Raw genomic sequence first — 21,349 nt, forward strand, 5'->3', positions numbered from 1 at the left:
TTCCGCTCTGGTGTGTTTCAGGTCTTGGCAGGGGTGGTGGAGTGCGTTGCAGCAAGCAGCGTGCGCCCGATGAAATCCTCAGGGCCGGTGACGCCGGGCAAGGTGAAGAAATACCCGCCGCCGACCGGCTTGAGGTATTCCTCCAGCGGTTCGCCGTTGAGCCGCGTTTGCACGCTGATAAAGCCTTTCTCCAGGTCAGCCTGATAGCAGATGAACAATAGGCCCATGTCCAGCTGACCGTTTTTGTTGACGCCGTTGGAGTAGTTGAACGGCCGCCGCAGGATCAGGTTGGCCTGGGTCTGCGGGGTGCGCGGGTTGGCCAGGCGGATGTGCGCATCAAGCTTGGTCAACTTGCCATGCGGGTCTTTGCTGTAGTCCGGCACCTGGGTTTCATGCTGGCCATCCATGGGGGCGCCGGTGGGTTTGACGCGGCCGATGATGCTTTCCTGTTCTTGCAGTGGGGTGCGATCCCAGCGCTCGACAAAGTTGCGGATGATACGCACGGCCTGGTAACTGCCATGGGCCGCCCAGGCGGGTTCGTCGCTGCTCGGTTGCACCCAGACGATCTGGTCCATGGCCTTGGCATCGTTGGAGTCGGGGTTGGCCGAACCGTCGCGAAAACCCAGGAAGTTACGCGCACTCTGCGCCGGTTCGCCGGGCTTGGCCGGGGCCTGGGGCGGCACGCTGCCTTCTTGTTTCCAGCGCACCAGCAGCAAGTCAGGCAGGTTTTTCACGATATCGCGCAGGGCGTGGATGTTGGTATCGGGCGTGTTGGAACTGAACTGCAGGCTCAGGTCGCCGTGGCACTGCGCCGGCTCCAGTGCATCGTTGGGGAAACCCACCATGCGGATCAGGCGCTTGGGCTTGACGGCACTGAGGCCGAAGCGCTCATCGAACAACGATTCGCCGACCGACACGGTGATGGTCAGGTTATCTGGGGTAACCACCGGGCCAAGGATGCCGGAGTCGGTGGGTGGCAGTTTCGGGTCGACCTGCGGCACGGTGCCGCCGCTCATCAGGAACGCGATACGCTCGTTCAGGGTGCGGAACAAACGTTCGAGGTCCTCGCGGTCGCTGGCCAGTACGTCGAAGGCCACCACCATGCCGCAGGCCGGGCGCGGGGTGACAATGCCGCTCTGATGCTGACCGAAAAAAGCCTGGTGGTCGTGGGTCTTGTCGCTGCGCGGAGCGCTGGTGACTTGCTCGGCCGCTGCGGCCATGGCCGGGCAGGTCAAGGTGCTGCCGGCGATGGCCGCGCCGGTGGCCGCCATGCCCAGCAGGACGCGGCGACGCGCAAGGTTTAGCTGTTTTGAATCACTCATGTATGCGTTCGTCTCACTGCAGGCCGGAAAGGCCAAGGGCGGGGTCGATTCCATCGAGTGCGGCGGCCAGTGCCTTGGCCTTGTCGGCGATCTGCTGGCGCTGATCGGCGGCGATGCTGTCGTACGTGCTGTAGGTATTGCCGACTTTGAATGCAGCGAGTTCGGCGTCGAAGGCATTCAGCGCGCTGTCGATATCGGGCAGCAAGCCGGCTGCGGACTTGCCCAGCAGCGGGCGCATCAAGTCGACCACTTTACGAGCGACGTCCAGGTTGGCGGCAAAGCCGTTCAGATCGATATGGCTGTAGCGCTCCTCTTCACCACTGCGGGCACGTACATCCGCCAGGCTGTTGAGGTTGCGTACCACAATGCTCACCAGTTGCTCTGGGGGCAGCGATTGCGCCAGCAATTGTTGCTTGAGCTTGGTGACGTCGGCCACCAGGCGTTGCGCGACCGGCGCCAGGCCGTCGAGACTGTGTTGCTGGAACAGGCTGTATTCGAGGCGATGGAAGCCGCTGAAGGCCGGGTCCTGCTCGCGCTTTTCAAAGTAGTCGGCGCGGGCGTTGATTGCGTTATCCAATTCGGCCAGGCGTTGAGAGGCAGGCGCCAGGCGCTGATACGCCTCACGGGCCGGCACATACAGGGCCTGCGCCTGGGCCAGATCACCGGCGTCGATAGCCTGTTGCAGCGCCGTCACCGCCTTGATCAGTGCACCGCTCTGGCCGCTCAAGTACACACGGAACTCCGACAACGGGCCGATAAACGCCACCATCGACGGCTTGGCCTTGGCCTGGGCGTCGGACTCCGCGGTGGGGGTGACATGCAAGGTGCCACGCGGGTTGCTCAACAGGCCACAGGTGATGGCGTAGTCACCGGGCAACAGATTGGCGTTGATCACCTGGCTCAGGCCCGGAGCAATATTTTCCCGTTCCTCGACCACCAGCACACCGTCGAGGATTTCCCACTCCACCGCACGGTCGGAGCGGTTGATGATACGAAAGCTTGCGCGCCCGGCCGGCACGGTGAGGGCGCTGGGCTCGCAGGCGTGGCTGTGAATCGTGACTGCGATTTCATTGTGGTTGGTCTGGCGCTTGGTCGCGGCCAATTGCGAGGCGTAGTAGAACAGGCCACCGGCGGCGATCATCACCACCACCGAGCCGGCCACACCCCAGCGCAAGGCGCGGGATGGCGGGGCCGATTGAGGGGTTGGGTTGGACAAGAGACGGTCCTTACTGGCTGGAAACGGAAGAAGTCGTGGCGACAGGCTTGGCGGGGGCCGAGGGCAGGAAGAACATCACCAGGGCCACCACCAGGTAAATCACATAGGCACCCAGGGTGCTGACGGTCGGCGCCTCCTGATAACCGAACATGCCGGCCAGTACCGAGCCCAACGGGCTATCCATGGGCAGCGCAGCGCTGAAATCGAACAGCACGGTTTGCCAGTGGTTCCACACACCGGCCTCATGCAGGGCTTGCACCGAATTGGCGAGAATGCCGGCCGCCACCACCAGGATAAACAGGCCGGTCCAGCGGAAAAACGCGCCGAGGTTCAGGCGCATGCTGCCGGAATAGATGAGGAAACCGACGACGATGGCCAGGATCAGGCCGAGCAGGGCACCGACCGGCGCGCCCGGGCCTTCGCTCTGCTGGAACACGGCCAACAGGAAAAATACAGTCTCCAGGCCTTCGCGGGCCACGGCGAAAAACACCATGGCGATCAACGCGATCACTTGGTTCCTGGAGCCGGTCAGGGCGAGGTCAAGGGATTCGTGCAGGGTATGCTTGATCGAACGCGCCACCTTGCGCATCCAAAACACCATGGAACTGAGGATGCCCACTGCAACAAGCCCTACGATCCCTTCGAACAATTCCTGCTGCTTTTGCGGGAATTCAGCGCTGACCAACTCAAGGCCGCCACCGACCAGCAAGGCCAGGGCAGCGGCAAGGAATACGCCGATCCACACGGCGGGCATCCATTGGCCACGCCCGGTCTGTTGCAGGTAACTGGCGATGATGCCAACGATCAAGGCGGCTTCAATGCCTTCGCGCAGCATGATTAAAAAAGGAACGAGCATCGGGCACCAGGGCGTAACTAGTTAGGAAGCTAAGTTGTAACATAATGATACTCATTGCTAAACAAGAAATATTGACCTTTGCTGAACGAGGGCTGAACAGTGGTGGCGAAGCGCGACCGCCCTTATGATGCAGGCCACCTGGTTTGCAGTCGGATAACTCAACATCCCATGTCGGAAAAAGACACCATCTCCATCCACCTTGTGCGCGAAGCGCTGTTGCAGAGCTGTGCGCCTGGTGCGGCCACTGTCGAGGCATTGAGCAAAGTCGGGATTGACCCTGCGTTGCTTGAGCAGCCCAATGCCCGTGTCCCGGCCACGGCCTATGCGCGCCTTTGGCGTTTGCTGGCGCGGCGCAGGGATGACGAGTTTTTTGGCATGGACCCGCGCGCACTCAAATCCGGTAGCCTGGCGTTTCTGTGTCGCGCCGCCATGGCGCAACCTAGCCTGGCGGCGGGCCTGGAAACCGGCCTGGGGTTTCTTTCGTTGATGCTGGAGCACATGCCAGGCCAGTTGGTTCGCCAACAGAGCCTGGCGGAGATCGTCCTGCTCGAACCCGATGAGCCCAAGCGTGCGTTCACGTATTTCACTTATTGGATGATCGTCCACGGCGTTGCGTGCTGGCTGGCGGGGCGTCGCATCCCGATCCTGGCCATTGAGCTGCGTTGCGCGCAGCCGGACTTCTGTGACGATTACCAGGTAATGTTTTCCGACAACCTGCGCTTTGATCGACCTCGTACCCGCATGATCTTTTCTGCCGACTGCCTGGACCTGCCGATCAAACGCAGTCAGCAGGAGCTCCAACGGTTTCTGGCCCATGCACCCGCTAACATCCTGGTCAAATACCGCGACCCTGAAAGTCTCGCCACGCGCATCAAGCACGACCTTCGGCAGATGCCTCCCGACACCTGGCCGGAAACGGAGGGCCTTGCCGCCAGGCTATGTATTTCTGCGTCCACCCTGCGTCGGCGCCTGGCGGAAGAGGGGCAGACTTATCAGGGCCTCAAAGACAGTGTGCGCAAAGAACTGGCGATTGTGTGGCTGGCTGAACCGCAGATCAGCTTTGCCGAGATTGCCACGCGGCTGGGGTTTGCCGATGCGAGTTCGTTCTACAAGGCGTTTCGCAAGTGGGCGGGGTCGAATCCGGGGCATTATCGGAGTTTGATTTTGAGCGACTCGAGTCGGTTCTAACCTTCGTTATGCGCAAGTAAGACATTTCTTACTCATACCTTCACCCCAGTATGACAGAACGCTCCTTCGATATTTTAGGACGCGGCCGGCATATTTGGCGCTTGATTTCGTGCACTGTAAGCAACGTGTTCCTATCCATGTTTTCGGGCACTTAATGTCTGCTTGGTGAACATTGAACTTCGCGTACTGGGATCCGTGGTTTTATCGTGGAGTGCGCTTATGGGCAAATAAAGTGATCAGCTGCTTTCAAATAAATTATTTATTGATTTGAGGTGAGATTATGAAAGGTCTTATTGCGTTGCCGTGTCTTGCGTTAATGCTTTTGTCTGCTCAGGTGTCCGCCTTGTGTCTGTATATAACTGATAGCTATAGCGGGCTTTTGCAGCCAGGCGTGGAAACGGCAGTTTATGGTCCGTTCACAATAACGTCGGCTAATGGGTGTGCTGGTGCGACCATTGATGTTTCTGCTTCCACAAGCGGTGGGGGGAGGGCGCCGCAGTTGATAATTCAAAAGCAGACCGGGGCTTCCTGGGGAGATGTTGCTGGAACCTTTGGAAGTAGTACGTCCTTCTAAGGTGTGTTTGGAACCTATCGAGTCGTCATGATTAATTCTGGTTCGGAGGTGCAATCTTACTCTGGCACCGCACGATACGGTCGCTGAGTCGTTAAGCTAAACAGTGCGCCACGAGGTTATTGGCGCACTATTTGCGAGCATCTGAGTCAAGCTTTTTCATCTATGGATAAAGCCGTATTGGAAGAGTTTACAAAATAGACCAGTGCCCCCATGGCGTGATTAGCTGCAACCATTCCCTGCCGCCATCTCAACGTATGCTCGTTTGCGGTTGCAGGGTTGTCTTCCAGGAATTCACTGTACTCCACCAGTCGCTCATTAAATAAGGCAATTGCGTTGAATTTTACGTGCGTCTCTGTTGGAACACCTTTCGCATCGGTATGCAAATTACCACCTATGAACATTCTGAATGCATAGATATCAATCATTTCGTGCTCAAATAGTGTGCGCCCTACTTTTCTTAGGTCATCTGAACTTATGGACGTCATGTCATAATCTTTCAAATAAGCCTTCAGCTGGGTGATTTGATTGTTATCATTGAGCTGTAGGGTGTCAGCTGCCACCTTCTTCTCTGTAATTGTGAATGCATTCATTGTCTGCTCTGGATTTTTGATCGCGAACGCATTGGTTGCCTTGGTATACCGCATCTGTTCAGCAGTCAACAAGATAGCCATGTCCCTTCCTCCATTAGTAAGTGACACTTCGTTGTCGACGCATGTGCGTATTACTTTAATGGCGCGTGGCGTCTGAAATGTGAGTTGGTTGTGAGGCATTAAAGCCTGACGGCGAGGTACAGCGCGGGACTAGGACATTACCTACGAAGGCCTTCTTATTTGACTTACAGAAGTTACTTTCAACATTTTAGGAAGTCCCGGCAAAAAAAAGCCCCGCGACCGAATGGATCGCAGGGCTAAAAATTGGCTGGATGCGACCAACCAAAGGAGCTCTTTACCTCACTTGCTGCTGGCCACCACCGTATCCGGCTGCCAGCCACCCCCTAAGGCCTTGTAGATCGCCACAATGCCGCGATACAGATCCACTTCGGCCTGGGCCTGGGAGTCCTCTGCGGCCAGGCGTTCGCGCTGGGCGTCGAGCAGTACCAGGAAGTCCACGGTGCCTTCGCGGTAGCGGATCGCGGCGAGGTCGGCGGCGGCGCGGCTGGATTCGCTTTGGCGGATCAGAGACACCAGGCGTTGCTGACGCTTGCCGTAATCGCTGAAGGCGTTCTCGGACTCTTCCAGGGCCAGCAGCACTTGCTGCTCGTAGGTTGCCAGGGCGCCGTCGGCCTCGGCATTCGCACCGCGCAAACGCGCACGCACACTGCCCAGGTCAAACGCGGCCCAGGTAATGCTCGGGCCCAGGGACCAGGCATTCGCTGCAGCCGAGCCGATCTGCGAACCACGCCCGGCGGTAAAGCCGAGGAAGCCGCTGAGGCTGACCCGTGGGAACAGGTCGGCCTTGGCCACGCCGATACGCGCGGTGGCGGCGGCCAGCTTGCGTTCGGCGCTGAGGATGTCCGGGCGCCGTTGCAGCAATTGCCCCGGGTCGCCAATCGGCAGGGCCTTGGCGATTGCCGGCAGGTCTTTGGGGCTCAGGTCCACGCTCAGCTTGTCGGGGCGCTGGCCGAGGAGGGTGGCGATGCGGTTGCGCTCGCGCACTTGTTCGGCCTGCAGTTGCGGCACGCTGGCTTCCACCGCCGCCAGGCGTGCGTCGGCACGCTCGACGTCGAGTTGATCACCCACGCCGGCATCGCGCAGGCTGACGGTGATGGTGCGTGATTCCTGCTGGTTCTTCAGGTTGTCCAGGGCGATGCGTTCACGCAGTTGCGCCCCGCGCAGTTGGCCATAGGCATCCACCAGTTCAGCGATCATGGTGACTTGCAGTTGGTACAGGTCGGCTTCGGCCACCTGTTGGTCAGCGTCGCTGGCTTCCAGGTTGCGGCGGATGCGCCCGAACAAATCCACTTCCCAGGCCATGTCCAGGCCCAGGTCATAGCGCTCGCTGTTGACACGCTTGGTAGTCTGGCCGGGAATCTGGCCCTTGCCCACATCGCTGCTGGCGCGGGAGGTGACCACTGGCATGATGTCGTTGGCCGCGTCGTCACGGATAGCCCGTGCCGCCCGCAGGCGGGCAAAGGCTACGCGCAAATCACGGTTGCCGCTCAGCGACTGGGTTACCAGCTGGTTGAGCGTCGGGTCTTCGAACTGCTGCCACCAGATGCCTTCGTACTTGGCATGGTCGTAGCTTTTGCTGTCGGCGGCGGCCGTGATGTTGGCCGCCTCCAGTTGCTGGGTCTTGTAGTCCGGGCCTACGGCACAGGCGGCGAGCGCCAGTACCAGCAAGCTCGGCAGGAATACTTTCACACTCATTGCTGTGTCTCCAGCTTCAAGGCCTTGGCCGCTTTGCGCGCTTCCTGGCGCTCAACATAGCGACGGATCAGTACGTAGAACACTGGCGTCAGCAACAACCCAAAGAAGGTCACACCGATCATCCCGGAGAACACCGCCACACCCATGGCATGGCGCATCTCGGCACCCGCACCGCTGGACAATACCAACGGCACCACACCCATGATGAACGCGAACGAGGTCATCAGGATCGGCCGCAGACGCAGGCGGCAGGCTTCCAGTACCGCGGCCAGCGGGTCGAGGCCCTCCGCTTGTTTATCCTTGGCAAACTCGACGATCAGGATCGCGTTCTTGCAGGCCAGGCCCACCAGTACGATCAGGCCGATCTGGGTGAAGATGTTGTTGTCGCCGCCCGAGATGATCACACCGGTAATGGCCGACAGCAGCGTCATCGGTACGATCAGGATCACCGCCAGCGGCAGGCTCCAGCTTTCGTATTGGGCGGCCAGTACCAGGAACGCCAGCAGCACGCAGAGCGGGAACACGAACAGCGCGGTATTGCCCGAGAGGATTTGCTGATAGGTCAGGTCAGTCCACTCGTAGGTCATGCCGTTGGGCAGTTCATCCTTCAACAGCTTTTCAATCGCAGCCTGGGCCTGGCCGGAGCTGTAGCCCGGTGCGGCGTTGCCGTTGATTTCAGCGGTGATAAAGCCGTTGTAGTGCATCACGCGGTCCGGGCCCGAGGTGTCGCTGACCTTGATAAAGGTCGCCAGGGGGATCATCTCGCCTTTGTTGTTGCGCACTTTCAGCTGGCCGATCTGGTCGGAGTCCTGACGGAACTGCTGCTCGGCCTGCACGTTGACCTGGTAGGTACGCCCGAAGCGGTTGAAGTCGTTGGCATACAACGAACCCAGGTAGACCTGCAGCGTGTCGAAGATGTCGCTGATCGCCACGCCGTGGGTCTTGGCCTTTTCGCGGTCGATGGCGGCGTCGACTTGCGGCACGTTCACTGTGTAGCTGGTGAACAGGCCGAACAGTTCAGGCACGCTGTGACTCTTGGCAATGACGTTCTGGACTTCTTTGTACAGCTCGTCGTAGCCGAGGTTGCCACGGTCTTCGATCTGCAGACGGAACCCGCCGATGGTGCCCAGGCCCTGTACCGGTGGCGGCGGGAAGATCGCCATGTACGCTTCTTCAATGTTGGCGTATTGGCCATTCAACGCCCCGGCAATCGCCCCGGCCGACATGCTCGCGTCTTTACGCTCATCGAAGGGCTTCAAGGTCACAAACACGATGCCGCTGTTCGGGCTGTTGGTGAAGCCGTTGATCGACAGGCCCGGGAAGGCAATCGCGGCCTCCACGCCGGGCTGTTTAAGGGCGATCTCCGACATGCGCTTCATCACGTTTTCGGTGCGGTCCAGGCTTGCAGCGTCGGGCAGTTGGGCGAAGGCCACCAGGTATTGCTTGTCCTGGGCCGGTACGAAACCGGTCGGGGTGTGAGCAAACCCGAAGAACGTCAGCACCATCAGCCCGGCGTATACGAACAGGGCAATACCACTGCCGCGAATCACTCGGCGTACGGTACCCACGTAGCCATGGCTGGCCTTTTCGAAAAAGCGGTTGAAGGGACGGAATAGCCAGCCACCGAAGAGCTTGTCGAGGAACTTCGAGAAGCGATCCTTCGGCGCATCGTGACCGCGCAACAACACGGCGGCCAGGGCAGGGGACAGCGTCAGCGAGTTAAACGCCGAGATCACGGTCGAGATCGCGATGGTCAACGCGAACTGCTTGTAGAACTGCCCGGTCAAGCCACTGATAAAAGCGGCTGGAATGAATACCGCACACAGCACCAGCGCTGTAGCGATGATCGGGCCGGTAACTTCGCTCATGGCTTTTTCGGTGGCCGGGAATGGCTCCAGGCCCAGTTCGATATTGCGCTCGACGTTCTCCACCACCACGATCGCGTCATCCACCACGATACCGATGGCCAGTACCAGGCCGAACAATGACAGGGCGTTGAGCGAGAATCCGAACAGGTGCATCACCGCAAACGTACCGATCAAGGATACCGGCACCGCCACCAACGGAATGATCGAGGCGCGCCAGGTCTGCAGGAACAGAATCACCACCAGCACCACAAGGATCAGCGCTTCGAACAGTGTGTGCACCACCGCTTCGATAGAGCCGCGTACAAAAATGGTCGGGTCATAGGCGATGCGGTAATCCATGCCCGCCGGGAAACTCTTTTTCAGCTCGGCCATCTTGCTGCGCACATCGTTGGAGATGTCGATGGCATTGGAGCCGGGGCGCTGGAAGATCGGAATCGCAACGGCCGGCTGGTTATCGATCAACGAGCGCAGCGCGTATTGGCTGGAGCCCAGCTCGACCCGGGCGATGTCTTTGAGGCGCGTGATTTCACCGTTGGCGCCGGCACGAATCACGATGTTCTCGAACTCTTCCTCGGTGACCAGGCGGCCCTGGGTATTGACCGACAACTGGAAGCTGGTGTCACTCGGCGCAGGCTGAGCGCCCAGGGCACCGGCAGCCACCTGGCGGTTCTGCTCGCGGATCGCCGTGACCACATCGGTAGCGGTCAGGTTGCGCGAGGCGGTCTTGTTCGGATCCAGCCAAACACGCAGGGAGTAGTCACCCATGCCGAACAGCTGCACATCGCCGACGCCACCCAAACGGGCCAGTTCGTCCTTGATGTTGAGGATCGCGTAGTTGGACAGGTACAGCATGTCGTAACGCTGATCCGGGGAGGTCAAGTGCACCACCATGGTCAGGTCGGGGGAGGCCTTGTCCACGGTAATGCCGATGCGCGTCACTTCCTCTGGCAGCTTGGGCTGGGTGCGCGTCACACGGTTTTGCACCTGCACCTGCGCGTTGTCCAGGTCGGTGCCCAGGGCGAAGGTGATGGTCAGGGTCAGCTTGCCGTCAGCGGTGGATTGCGAGGACATATACAGCATGTTCTCGACACCCGTGATGGCTTGCTCCAACGGCGCGGCCACGGTTTCACCGATGACTTTGGGGTTGGCACCCGGGAAGTTGGCGCGTACCACCACAGTCGGCGGCACTACTTCCGGGTATTCGCTGATCGGCAGTTGGAACAGCGAGATTGCACCCGCGATCAGGATCAACAGCGACAGCACCGCTGCGAAGATCGGCCGCGAAATGAAGAACTTGGAAAAATTCATCTTGAGTCTTATCCCTTAACCGCGTGGAGTCGCAGTGCTGGCGAGCTTGGGCGCGGTCGTGTCCGGCGCCACTTGCTCCAGGTTGCTGGCTTCAAGCGCTTGTCGTTGTTGGGCCAAGGCGGCGAGGGTTTCCTTGCTGGCCATCGGAATGGTTTCCGGCGCGACCGGTGAGCCGGGGCGCACACGCTGCAGGCCCTTGACGATCACGGTGTCGTCCTTGGTCAGGCCGCTGCGTACGATGCGCAAGCCTTCGATCTTGGGCCCCAATTCCACCGCGCGGTAAGCCGGCTTGTCGCCGTCCATCACCAGCACAAACTTCTTGCCCAGGTCGGTACCGACGGCTTCGTCGTTGATCAGCACGGCGGAGTAGGTGCCGCTGCCGACCAGCTTCAAGCGCGCATACAGGCCAGGGGTGTATTCGCCCTTGCTGTTGTCAAACACCGCACGGCCACGGATGGTGCCGGTGGACGGGTTGACCTGGTTGTCGACGAAGTTCATCTGGCCCAGGTGCGGGTTGCCGGTTTCGTTGGACAGGCCCAGATACACCGGGGTGGTTGCGCCGCGACGGCCTTCACGGGCCAGTTCGGTGTACTTGAGGAACACACGCTCGTCGGCGTCGAAGTAGGCGTAGACCTTGTCGGTGGACACCACACTGGTCAGCGCAGTGGTGTCGGCGGTCACCAGGTTGCCGGCGGTGATTTCGGCACGGCTGACGCGGCCGCTGATCGGTGAAGTGACACGGGTAAAGCTCAAGTTCAGGCGGGCCAGGTCCAACTGCGCCTGGATCCCGGCCATGGCGGCGCGGGCCTCCTGGGCGGCGGTGGTGCGCGAGTCGGCCAGTTCGGCGGAGATCGCATTGCTCTGGCGCAGGCGTTCGCCGCGTTGCGCTTCGTTTTCGCTGCGGGTGGCGGCGGCTTTGGTCTGAGCCAACTGGGCTTCCAGGCGGCGCACTTCGGCCTGGAACGGGCGCGGGTCGATCTGGAACAGCAGGTCGCCTTTCTTGACCAAAGCGCCTTCAGTAAAAGCGACTTGGTCAATCTGGCCGGACACCCGAGGACGAATTTGCACGGTTTCCGGGGCTTCCAGCCGTCCGGTAAATTCGTCCCACTCGTTGACCGGCTGTTCCAGTACCTTGGCCACGCTGACCTTGGCTGGGGGCATGGCGGCCGCTTGTTCGGGAGACTTGCCGCACGCGCTCATCACCACCACGGCCAGAATCGCCAGGGGGAAGCGCAAAAGTTTGAGTGACTGTTCCATGAGGTGCATCCGCCAATGTATTTGAGATGGGCGGATCATGCGCGGCGGGGTGCTATGTCACGAATCGAATGAAGCAAAGGTAACTATCATTCGGAATGATATAAGAGGGGAGTCAGCCCTCTAGCATGGGGGTTTCGTTAGGGAGCTATCAATAGCTTTGATGACAAAAGACTGTTGCCTAAGGTGCATCGAATGCTTCACCCAGAAAGTCGATCAAGGCGCGCACCGACGGCATCAGCCCGCGCCGGGATGGAAATACCGCCGTGATAACGCCTTGCACGGGCTGCCACTCAGGCAGCAAGACAACCAGACGCCCCTCGGCGACATCCTCCTTGACCACCACCCACGGCAGGTTGGCGATGCCTACTCCCGCCAGTGTCGCGTTTTTCAAAGTCGGCACATCATCGCTGACCAAGCGCGGCGTGTGCTGGATTTGCGTCGTCGCACCATCCCGGCCGGTCAGCTCCCACACGTACTGAATCATCAGGTTGCCCCAGTGCACGGTGGGCAGCCCGGCAAGGTCGGCGGGTTGCGAGGGCAGGGCATAGTCCTGCAAAAAAGCCGCGCTCGCCACCAGCACCTGAGTACTTTTACCGAGCAGTTTCATCACCAGTTCACTGCTTTCCAGGGGTGGGAAACACAGGCTCAAGGCAAGGTCATAACCCTCGGCAATCACATCGACCTTACGGTTGAAGCTCTTCACATTCAGTTCGACGTTGCCGCATTGCGCCATGAATTGAGCCAGCATCGGCGCCACCCAATAGTTGAGCAGCGCGGTGGTGCAACTCAGGCGAATCAAGCCGCGTGGTTCTGATTTGTTGAAGGCCACCACATCTTCTGCCGACTCGGCCTCGGCAATCATCGCCACACAATGTCGATAATAGGCCTGGCCGATATCAGTAACCTGGAACTGGCGCGTCGAACGCTGTATCAGCCGCGCCCCAAGCCTTGCCTCAAGCTGACCGACTCTGCGACTCAGGGTCGATTTGGGCAGGTTCAACGCTCGGCCCGCCGCCGCAAAGCCGCCGTGCTCGACCACCTTGGCGTAAAGGAAGAGTTCGTTCAGGTCGAACATGGGCAGTGTTCCATTTTTGAGATGCCCCCAGCTTAATCCAACTCAGGCCCTACGTTGAGCGAATGTCAGCGCTTTCATCCGTGCGTCAGTTCAGTGTACGGCTGACCTCACGCAGGCGCGCGTCGCTCAGGTTGCCGGTGGACGCCAACAGGTGCAACTGGGCCATCAGGATCGCATAGCGTTGTTGGGCCAGGCGTTGTTGGGTATCGGTGACTTTCTGTTGAGCATCCAGTACGTCGGTGTTGATGCGGGAACCGGCTTCGAAGCCGTGGGTCACGGCGGCGAGGTTGATCTGGCTGGAGTTCAAGGCCTGCTTGAGTGCCTGATATTGGCTCATGCCGTTGGTGACTTGCAGGTAGGCCTGACGGGCCTTCATCCCGGCGTTGCGGCGTGCGTCTTCGACTTCGTCCGCTGCCTTGCTTTGCAGTGCATGGGCTTCGCGCACGCGACTGCTGGTGCGGCCACCGCTGTAGAGCGGAACGCTCAGTTTGACCCCGACCACGGTCTGGTTATAGCGATTTTCCGGTAACGTCACATCGTATACATCACCGCCGACAGAGGCGAAGCGGCCATGGGCGGCGATCAGATCGAGGGTGGGCAAATGGCCGGCCCGTTCCTTGTCGATGTCCATTTCGGCCAGGCGCTGGGCAATCTGCGCCGCCTGTACGGCAAGGTTGCCCTGTTGCGCGGTCGTGGCCCAATCATCGATGGCAGCGGGCACCGGGGCACTGAACTGCGGCTCTTTGCCTGACCACGGCCCCGCCTGTGCGGCAGTCAATTGGGTGAGTGTTTCGTTGGCGATGTCCAATGCACCACGGGCGGCAATCTGTTCGGCGAATGCCTGGTCGTATTTGGCCTGAACCTGCGCGAGCGCGTTAGCGGTGGTAGCCCCGTCGGCCAGCAGTCGCTGGCTGCGCGTCTGGCTCTCGCGCAGGGTTTGTAGCTGTTGTGTGCGGGTGTTCAACAGTTCCTGATTGAGCAGCACGTCGAAATAAGCGCGGGCAACGCGCAGCATCAGCGCTTGGCGCGCCTGTTCAGTGTGCAGTTCACTGGCGCTGATCAACAGTTTGCTTTGGTCGTGGGCGATCACATTCTGCCAACGCAGCAGCGGCTGTGTGAGGACCACCGCGTAGGCGTTGGTGTTATTGCGATTACGATGATAATCGGAAGAGTCCTCGGCATCGACCCAGGCCGCGCCGCCGGTGACAGACAGGTCTGGCAGCAGGTTGGCACGGCTTTGCGGTTCCTTTTCTGCCGTGGCCAATTGCTGGGCCTGTGCGGCGGCGAACTGCATGTCGTGGGTCAGTGCCTTCTGGTACAGGTGGTACAAGTCATTTGCCGATACCTGGGTGGGCGCGCAGGCGAGTGCCAGCCAATACAGGGGCGTGAGCAGCGAGGTGGTGTTGAGATGCAAACCTGGAATACGCAAGGGGTGTGCTCCACTGAAAGATTTATCGACTGATGTGGCTTCTACGCATCATCAGCACCATGGGAATACCAATGGCCATTACCGCTCCCAAGGTGCCGAACAGCATGCTGAACGCCAGCATTTGCCCTTGTTCGCGCGCTTGCAGGTAAGGCATCAGGGCCAGGGCTTGTTGATGGCTCGCCAGGCCCAGGGAAAGAAACAGCGGGTCGGTTTCCACACCTCCCCAGCCGCTGGCAACCAGACTCGATTCGGTGACATGTTCGGAAAGCAGGCGGTAGCGTTCCCACGAGAACCGTGTGAGCAGGGTGGCTGCGATGGCGATACCCACGCTGCCCCCCAACTGGCGCATCAGGTTGAGTACGCCTGAAGCACCGGAGATCAATGTCAGCGGCAGGCGGCGCATCGCCAGGTTGGTCAGCGGCACAAAGATCATGCCCAGGCCCAGGCCGCGGATCACCAAGGGCCAGTACAGCGTGTCCGGGTTACTGTCGAGGGTGAACTGGGTGTGCAGGAACATGGCATAGCAGTACATGACGATGCCCAGCGTGACGAACACGCGCTCGTCGATCTTGTTTTCCTGGGACAGCTTGCCGATCACCAAGGTGCTGATGGCGCTGGCCACTGCCCCGGGGAATATCACCAGCCCGCTCTGGTAAGCGCTCTGCGCCAGTAAGGTCTGCAAGAACAGCGGCACCATGAACAACGTGCTGTACAGCCCGAAGCCCACACAAAATGCACAGATGCATCCCATCAGGAACTCGCGATTCTGGAACAGTGCGACGTTAACGATTGGGTTGGCCACACGCCGCTCCCACCAGAAGAAGCCCACCAGGCTGAAGCTGCTGAGCAACAGGCAGGCTACGGTCCAGTTGGACGCCATCCAGTCCCAGTGTTCGCCGCGCTCCAGCAGGATCTGCAGGCTGCCGACGCCCAGAGCCAGCAAGCAGAAGCCGCTGTAGTCGACGCTGGAAGGTTTTTGTTCGTTGGGCGAGTCGTTGATACACAGCCAGCACAGCAACAAGGCCACGGCACCGATCGGCAAGTTGATCAAGAAGATCCAGTGCCACGACAAGGTGTCGATCAGGTAGCCGCCGACGGTCGGGCCGAGGGTTGGCCCCATCATCACCCCCACGCCGTACAACGCCATGCCGCTGCTGACTTTTTCCTTGGGGAACACGTCGTAGATGATGGCCTGGGAAATGCCCAGCAACCCGCCGCCCGCCAGGCCTTGCAGCACCCGAAACGCGACCAGTTGCCAGAGTTCGGCAGACATCGCGCAACCCAACGATGCCAGTACGAACAGCGCAGTAGAGACCAGGTAATAAGTACGCCGGCCGAACCACGCCGATAGCCAGCCACTGACCGGAAGAATCACCACGTTGGCCACCACATAACCGGTGGAGACCCAGGAGATTTCATCCACCGACGCCCCGTAGGTGCCCATCAGACTGGGAATCGCGACGTTGACGATGGTGACATCGAGCAGCTCCATCATCGAGACCAGCGTGACGGTAAACGCAATCAGGTAGGGCGACCTCATAGCGTCTGGCCGGCGTCGTCAGGTGCGGCCACTTCGACGAACGCGCTCATGCCCGGGCTCAACAGCGACTTGTAGTCATCCGGCACAGCGTTGAGCGCGATGCGCACCTGCACTCGCTGCACCACTTTGGTGAAGTTGCCCGTGGCATTCTCCTGGGGCAGCAATGAGAACTTCGCCCCGGTGGCCGGTGCCAGGCTTTCGACGACGCCGTCGAAGGCGTGCCCGGGAAAGGCGTCCACGGTAACTCGGGCATTCTGGCCGACGCGCACGCGGCCCACCTGGGTCTCCTTGAAGTTGGCGGTAATCCACAGCGGTTCGGTGGCGATCAGGCTCATGAGCTTTTGGCCGGCGACCACAAACTGGCCAGGCTCCACTTCTTTTTTCGAGACAATGCTGCGCAACGGCGCGGTCTGGCGGGTGTCGTTGAGCTGGATCCTGGATTGTTCCAGCTCAGCTTGCGCGGCCGCGATCCGATAGTCCTGCACCTTGAGTTCGGCCTTGTTGGCCAAGGTGCTTTGGGCCGCGGCCTGGGCGTTGCTGCGCGCTACCCCCTGGGCATGGCTGAGGGCATCGAAACGCGCCTTGGCGACTTCCTGGTCCTGGGTGCTCAGCACGCCTTGAGCGCCGAGGCGACGGGCACGCTGGTAGTCGTTACGCGCTTGCTCAAGGTTGGCGCTCGCTTGAGCCAGGGCCGCTTGCGCGGCCTCGCGCATGGCCACTGCACCGAGCACCTGGCTGTCCAGCGCCCCCGGCACGCCTGCGCGCCCGGCGGCGGCGAGCAGCGCTTGCCACTGTGCTTCGCGCTGCTGCAGCTGGTAGCGGTATTCACTGTCGCGGATCTGAAACAGCAGGTCGCCGCTTTGTACCGTGACGTTGTCCACCACCGGCACACTGATCACCACGCCCGAGAGCTTGGCCCGTACCGGGATGATCACCCCGTCGAGTTCGGCGTTGTCGGTACTCACGTAGGTGCTGGAATACTGCCAGCGCTGCCAGCCCAGTATCAGCAACCCGCCGACCACGACGCCGCACAGCGTCAGTTTTATCAACTTGCCTTTGGTCATGTGGTACTCCCTGTCGATGCACGTTGAGGTCAAGCAGGCTCAGAAACGGTGTGGACCTCCCGCGCAGGACGGCTCACCGTCGGCTGAGCCTTGTCCAACAGGAACTGATGCACGCCATTCCACAGGTCAATCCGTGAGTTGATTGCGGTTTTCGCACTCTCGACCATGTGCAGGTGTTGCGCGGGGCTGGTGACGATTTCGGCGATGATGCGTTTGGCCGCCGGGCCGTGATCGTCACCATCCATCTCGATGTGGCGCTTCAAGTAATACGTGAGCATCGGTACCTCGCTTTCACTGACCGACCATTGCGACAGCAGGCGACCAAACATGTCGGGGATAATGTCTTCACGCCCGAAGAAGAAGTACGCCAGGACCGCTTCGGTGCTGCCGTGTTGCGCAATATCGAGGGTCTGGCACATGAACACTTTGGCCGCCGTTGGAATCTCTCCGTGGTTGAGCGCCTTGGCCAGCGGAACCTTGGCCTGGATAGCGGCCAGGAAGCGGCGGAATACGCTGCTGTCGGCGCCGATTTCATCCATGGCCGCGAGGTACAGGTCCAGGTGGCTGATAAAACCGCCCTCGGGATGCTCGTCGGTCTCTTCACCGACCACGATTTCGTTGATCAGGCGGGCGGCGGTGATGTGTACCGGCGGTACCCAGGGCAACTCCACGCAGGTGAGGTCGCGCTGGATACGCTTGAGCAAGGTCATGAAGTCCCAGACGGCGAACACGTGAAATTCCATCAGGGTGCGCACGTCTTCTACCGTGCGGATACTGGCGAACAAGGGGTGACTGAACAGCTGCTCGCGCTCGGTTTCAATGTGGCTATCGATATCAAAAGGCATGCGTGCTCCTGCGGCCTGAAGGGTCAGGCAGAAAATCCAGCGGAAATTAAGGGTGTGTGTCGTTTACCGTGTTTGTACGGTAGGGGTGGCGCCCGGTGGCATACCGGAAAGACCGCACGAAGTGCTTTTCCAGCAGGTATTGCCGGTTTTCGTACCACCCCGCGTCCAGCAGTTGACGGTGTACCTTGGGCAGTCGCCAGCAAGGCACCGCGGGGTAAAAATGATGTTCCAGGTGAAAGTTCGAACCCGCGTGCAGCCAGGTGTTGAGGCGCGAAGTGCGTGAACGCGCTGGCGGCAAGTGCGGGCCTGCGTCGAAAGCATGTTCTTGATAGGCATTGACCGCCGACAGCATGAACGCCACCGCCAGGCTCAAGGAAAACCCCAGCAGCAACCCGTCGATGAGCCACATGGCCAGCCCATAAAGGCTGAGCCATACAACCTGACAGGCGATATTGCAGCGCGCCAGCCATTGCACCTGGGCTGAACTCAACGGCAGCGCCGAGGGATTGCCCAATGGCCCGAACGCCAGGCGCCAGGTGGTCTGCAGATAGCTCAAGGTGGCGATCAAGCGCGACAGGGTGATGCGGCTTACCAGTGTGTGGTAACGCGAAAAGAGCCGGTAGTCCGGGTCCTTCGTGCTGTTGCTGTAACGGTGGTGTTGCCAATGGTCTACAAAGTAACCGGTCACATAGAACCCCGGCAGCAGCGAACTGGTGGCAATGCCCAGGTAGCAACTGCGCATGGGGTTCGCACTCAGGTTGAAGTGGAAACCTTCATGCCCAAGGATCGCTTGCAGAAATAACCCGTATCCCGCCAATACCACCAACGGCAAACACACCAGCGTCCACAGGGTGGAAGCTGTGGTCGTCACCCACACAAACAGTGCCAGTGGCAACAGGTACAGGCTCAAGGCGTAGGCGATGATCAGCAAGGACTCCCTCGGCCGGGCCTTGAACAAGGCCCGGTCGAGACGGACCTGGGGCTTGGGGTGCAGGTGGCTGGCCATTGGCGACGGCTTACTCGATCAGTTCAGGGTTGAGCACCAGGTGGCCGCCGCGCGTGAGCGTGCGCAGGCGCATGGCGATAAAGCCATCCACCACGCTCGGCACGCTGCGTGCGGTATACATGGCCAGCGTGCCCATGAACGTCAGCCCCCGGTTGCGCAGGCCATTTTTCTGGCAGGCACGTACCAGGCCGTTCGCGGCGGCATCCAGCTTTTCTTCGAGGGACAGCAGGGTCTTGTCACCCCACTTGAAGGTCACCAGGCGTTTGACCGACAGGCCAACACGCTGCGCGGGCAAGTGGATCGCCGTGTCGATGAACCCCGGGTACACCGTGACCACGTCAAGTTCCCCGCGATACTGCATGCGCAGCACATCCGAATAAGCGCTCAGCGCACGTTTGCTCGCAGCATAGGCGGCCACGTAGGGTGCATTCACCAGCGCGAACAGTGAGGACACGTTGACCACTTTGCCGCGCTTTCGCAGCAACCCCGGCAGGAACCCCGAAGTCAGTTGCCAAGGCGCGAACAGGTTGACATCCACCGCGCGGGTCACCTCATCGGTGACGCCGGTTTCGCCGCGTTCCAGCGTCAGGGTGCCGGCGTTATTGACCAGAATGTCGATGTCGCCGAAATCGGTGCTGATAGCGCTGATCACGTTGGCCACGGCGTGGCGGTCGCACAGGTCGACTTGATAAAACGCGTCCAGCAGACTGCTGTCTTGCGGTGCGAGGATGTCAAGGCCAATCACGGTGGCGCCCAGTTGCTTGAGTTTGCAGGCCGCTGCGAAACCCAGGCCGCGCGCGGTGCCGGTGATAACAATGGTTTTTCCGAGCAGATTCATGAGTGCGCTCCGGTCATGCTGAAGGTTGATGCGGACAAGTAGGTGTCAAGGTTGGTCGCCATCGAGATCCTGGCCGGTGGATGAAATTGCAGACCGCGGCAGGCCATCAACCCGTTGGAGCTCAGGTTGCTGGTGATGAACGCCATCCCGCCCAACATGGCGTGAGCCTGGTCGGAGAGCTGGGCAAGGCGTTGCTCGATGCCGTAACGCACCAGCAGCAGACGGGCCAGCACGTTAGGCAAGTCCTGTGGGTTGCGCTCGATATCCAGGGCCGCGCCTTCCAGCGCGCTGATCGCCAATTGCAGGTCGGCTGCCAGGTCCACGCGGTGATGCGCGGTCCAGCGGGCGGCGTCTGTGACCGACTCGATCAGGCCGGCGCAGGCACCCACATAGGATGCGCAAATCAACAGTTCGAACCAGATAAAACCCACGGTTTGCACGTCGCCCAGCTGGTGGGTGTAACCGGCGGAAAACACCATGCGCTCGGGCACCAGCACTTCGTTGAGGCGCACTTCGATGCTTTCAGCGCCGGCCAAGGCGCTGTTCTGCCAGAAGGGATTACGGCTGATGCCCGGCGCAGTGGCCGGAATCAATGCGACCATCAGCTCTTCGCCGCCAGGGGTTTGGCGGATATAGCTGGCGGTGAGCAAGTCCATCGACTGTCCGAGGCAGCAGGGCTTCTTGCTGCCGCTGAGTAACACCCCCTCTGGGGTGTGCACCGCTTGCATGGCCGAGTCGAGAATGCCCGCTCCGCTGGTGCCCTCGGCAAACCCCGAAGACAGCAACAAGCGTTTTTGCGCGACGGCAGCCAGCAACAGGCCTTCGGCGCCGCCACCGTTCTGCGTGAGTGCCAATAAGCTCGCCACGGAAAACTGGTGCATGGTGCTGGCCACTGCCAGCGAGGGCGAGCGGGCCCCCAGGGCGATCTGCACATGCACCGCGTCGAGGATATTCGCGCCCAGCCCGCCGGCTTCGCGGTTGACCAGCAAACCCACCGGGCCATGTTGCTTGAACAGGGCGATGACCTCGCTCTGTGGCGCCTCACGCTGGGCCGGAGGAATGGCCGCCAGACGCTCGTCAAAACCAGGGGCGTAGCGTTGAAGCAGATCGCGTGAGCGATTCAGTAACGACAGTGACATGGTTCAGGCCTTCAAGTAGCTCGCCGGAAACAGGCCGGTGATGATCGAGTGAATGTTGTCCCGGATGGCTTGTTTGGCCACAGGGTCGAGCATGTCCGCGAGCATCGGCAGGCCCAGGTCGAAGCGCGATTTGAAGGAGATGATCGCGTCCTTGCCGTCCGGCAAGACGTGCCAGGTGCCGGAGAAGTGATCGACGTCGCCGGCCATCTGCTCGAAATGAATTTCCCGGGTGTCGGCATTGAAGGTGTCACGCTCCTGCCACTTGAGAATGCCGCTGTGGAAGTTGACCTCCCAGGACGTAAACGACACCTGGTCGCTGACCTTGTTGATGCTGATATCGCGCACCGACTCGCAGAGCTCGACGTAATTGCTGAAATCGCTGATCACCGCAAATACTTCATCAGCGCAGGCATGGGGAATATGGGCCTGCACGTTGACTTCTTGCATGGGGGAAAACT

17 protein-coding genes are annotated in these 21,349 nt (G+C 60.4%); 1 reads left to right on the forward strand and 16 read right to left on the reverse strand.

Annotation, left to right across the window (positions count from 1 at the left end; all coding sequences use genetic code 11):
- Positions 1-17 precede the first annotated feature (17 nt).
- Genes efeB through efeU form a run of 3 tightly spaced genes read right to left on the reverse strand, consistent with a single transcriptional unit; the run spans position 18 to position 3,394 of the window.
- Positions 18-1,322, reverse strand: a complete 1,305-nt coding sequence (gene efeB, locus E4P01_RS20095) for an iron uptake transporter deferrochelatase/peroxidase subunit (RefSeq protein WP_216091319.1) — start codon at positions 1,320-1,322, stop codon at positions 18-20.
- 13 nt (positions 1,323-1,335) lie between these two features.
- Positions 1,336-2,538 carry an iron uptake system protein EfeO gene (efeO, locus tag E4P01_RS20100; RefSeq protein ID WP_216091320.1) on the reverse strand — a complete coding sequence of 401 codons (1,203 nt, stop codon included), beginning with the start codon at positions 2,536-2,538 and terminating at the stop codon, positions 1,336-1,338.
- Between the two features lie 10 nt (positions 2,539-2,548).
- Positions 2,549-3,394, reverse strand: a complete 846-nt coding sequence (efeU, locus tag E4P01_RS20105; protein WP_103735213.1) for an iron uptake transporter permease EfeU — start codon at positions 3,392-3,394, stop codon at positions 2,549-2,551.
- Positions 3,395-3,562: 168 nt separating this feature from the next.
- Between efeU and E4P01_RS20110 the strand changes: the two genes are divergently transcribed.
- Entirely contained in the window at positions 3,563-4,582 is a 1,020-nt protein-coding gene (locus E4P01_RS20110; RefSeq protein WP_078821410.1) for an AraC family transcriptional regulator, read from the forward strand.
- Positions 4,583-5,302: 720 nt separating this feature from the next.
- Here E4P01_RS20110 and E4P01_RS20115 read toward each other — a convergent pair.
- The 13 genes from E4P01_RS20115 to E4P01_RS20175 all read right to left on the reverse strand — a co-directional run bounded on the left by E4P01_RS20115 (position 5,303) and on the right by E4P01_RS20175 (position 21,338).
- The gene (locus E4P01_RS20115; RefSeq protein ID WP_078821409.1) at positions 5,303-5,827 is read right to left on the reverse strand and encodes a hypothetical protein; all 525 of its coding nucleotides are present in this window, start codon (positions 5,825-5,827) and stop codon (positions 5,303-5,305) included.
- A gap of 279 nt (positions 5,828-6,106) precedes the next feature.
- Positions 6,107-7,522 (reverse strand): TolC family protein, encoded by a 1,416-nt coding sequence (locus E4P01_RS20120; protein ID WP_216091321.1) that lies wholly within the window; start codon positions 7,520-7,522, stop codon positions 6,107-6,109.
- Positions 7,519-10,698, reverse strand: a complete 3,180-nt coding sequence (locus tag E4P01_RS20125) for an efflux RND transporter permease subunit (RefSeq protein ID WP_032875142.1) — start codon at positions 10,696-10,698, stop codon at positions 7,519-7,521. Before E4P01_RS20125 ends, E4P01_RS20120 begins: the two co-directional genes overlap by 4 nt.
- 15 nt (positions 10,699-10,713) lie before the next feature.
- Complete coding sequence (gene mexE, locus E4P01_RS20130; protein ID WP_216091322.1) at positions 10,714-11,955, reverse strand: multidrug efflux RND transporter periplasmic adaptor subunit MexE; 1,242 nt, start codon at positions 11,953-11,955, stop codon at positions 10,714-10,716.
- A 178-nt stretch (positions 11,956-12,133) separates the two neighbouring features.
- Positions 12,134-13,030 carry a LysR substrate-binding domain-containing protein gene (locus tag E4P01_RS20135; protein WP_216091323.1) on the reverse strand — a complete coding sequence of 299 codons (897 nt, stop codon included), beginning with the start codon at positions 13,028-13,030 and terminating at the stop codon, positions 12,134-12,136.
- Positions 13,031-13,115: 85 nt separating this feature from the next.
- On the reverse strand, positions 13,116-14,459 hold the full coding sequence (locus tag E4P01_RS20140; RefSeq protein ID WP_216091324.1) for a TolC family outer membrane protein: 1,344 nt from the start codon (positions 14,457-14,459) through the stop codon (positions 13,116-13,118).
- A gap of 22 nt (positions 14,460-14,481) precedes the next feature.
- Entirely contained in the window at positions 14,482-15,999 is a 1,518-nt protein-coding gene (locus E4P01_RS20145; RefSeq protein WP_148853193.1) for a DHA2 family efflux MFS transporter permease subunit, read from the reverse strand.
- Complete coding sequence (locus E4P01_RS20150) at positions 15,996-17,063, reverse strand: HlyD family secretion protein (RefSeq protein WP_032875154.1); 1,068 nt, start codon at positions 17,061-17,063, stop codon at positions 15,996-15,998. The genes E4P01_RS20145 and E4P01_RS20150 overlap by 4 nt, the downstream gene beginning before the upstream one ends.
- Positions 17,064-17,092: 29 nt before the next feature.
- Positions 17,093-17,908: a DUF3050 domain-containing protein gene (locus E4P01_RS20155; RefSeq protein ID WP_032875157.1), complete on the reverse strand. Its 816-nt coding sequence runs from the start codon at positions 17,906-17,908 to the stop codon at positions 17,093-17,095.
- Between the two features lie 46 nt (positions 17,909-17,954).
- Positions 17,955-18,914: a fatty acid desaturase gene (locus tag E4P01_RS20160; RefSeq protein ID WP_216091325.1), complete on the reverse strand. Its 960-nt coding sequence runs from the start codon at positions 18,912-18,914 to the stop codon at positions 17,955-17,957.
- A 10-nt stretch (positions 18,915-18,924) separates the two neighbouring features.
- A complete protein-coding gene (locus tag E4P01_RS20165; RefSeq protein ID WP_032875162.1) occupies positions 18,925-19,752 on the reverse strand; it encodes an SDR family NAD(P)-dependent oxidoreductase in 828 nt (275 codons plus the stop codon).
- Positions 19,749-20,891 carry an acyl-CoA dehydrogenase family protein gene (locus E4P01_RS20170; RefSeq protein ID WP_032875165.1) on the reverse strand — a complete coding sequence of 381 codons (1,143 nt, stop codon included), beginning with the start codon at positions 20,889-20,891 and terminating at the stop codon, positions 19,749-19,751. The genes E4P01_RS20165 and E4P01_RS20170 overlap by 4 nt, the downstream gene beginning before the upstream one ends.
- 3 nt (positions 20,892-20,894) lie before the next feature.
- On the reverse strand, positions 20,895-21,338 hold the full coding sequence (locus tag E4P01_RS20175; RefSeq protein WP_032875168.1) for an SRPBCC family protein: 444 nt from the start codon (positions 21,336-21,338) through the stop codon (positions 20,895-20,897).
- Positions 21,339-21,349 lie beyond the last annotated feature (11 nt).

The organism is Pseudomonas sp. NCIMB 10586, from assembly GCF_023127895.1.
Classification (GTDB): domain Bacteria; phylum Pseudomonadota; class Gammaproteobacteria; order Pseudomonadales; family Pseudomonadaceae; genus Aquipseudomonas; species Aquipseudomonas synxantha_A.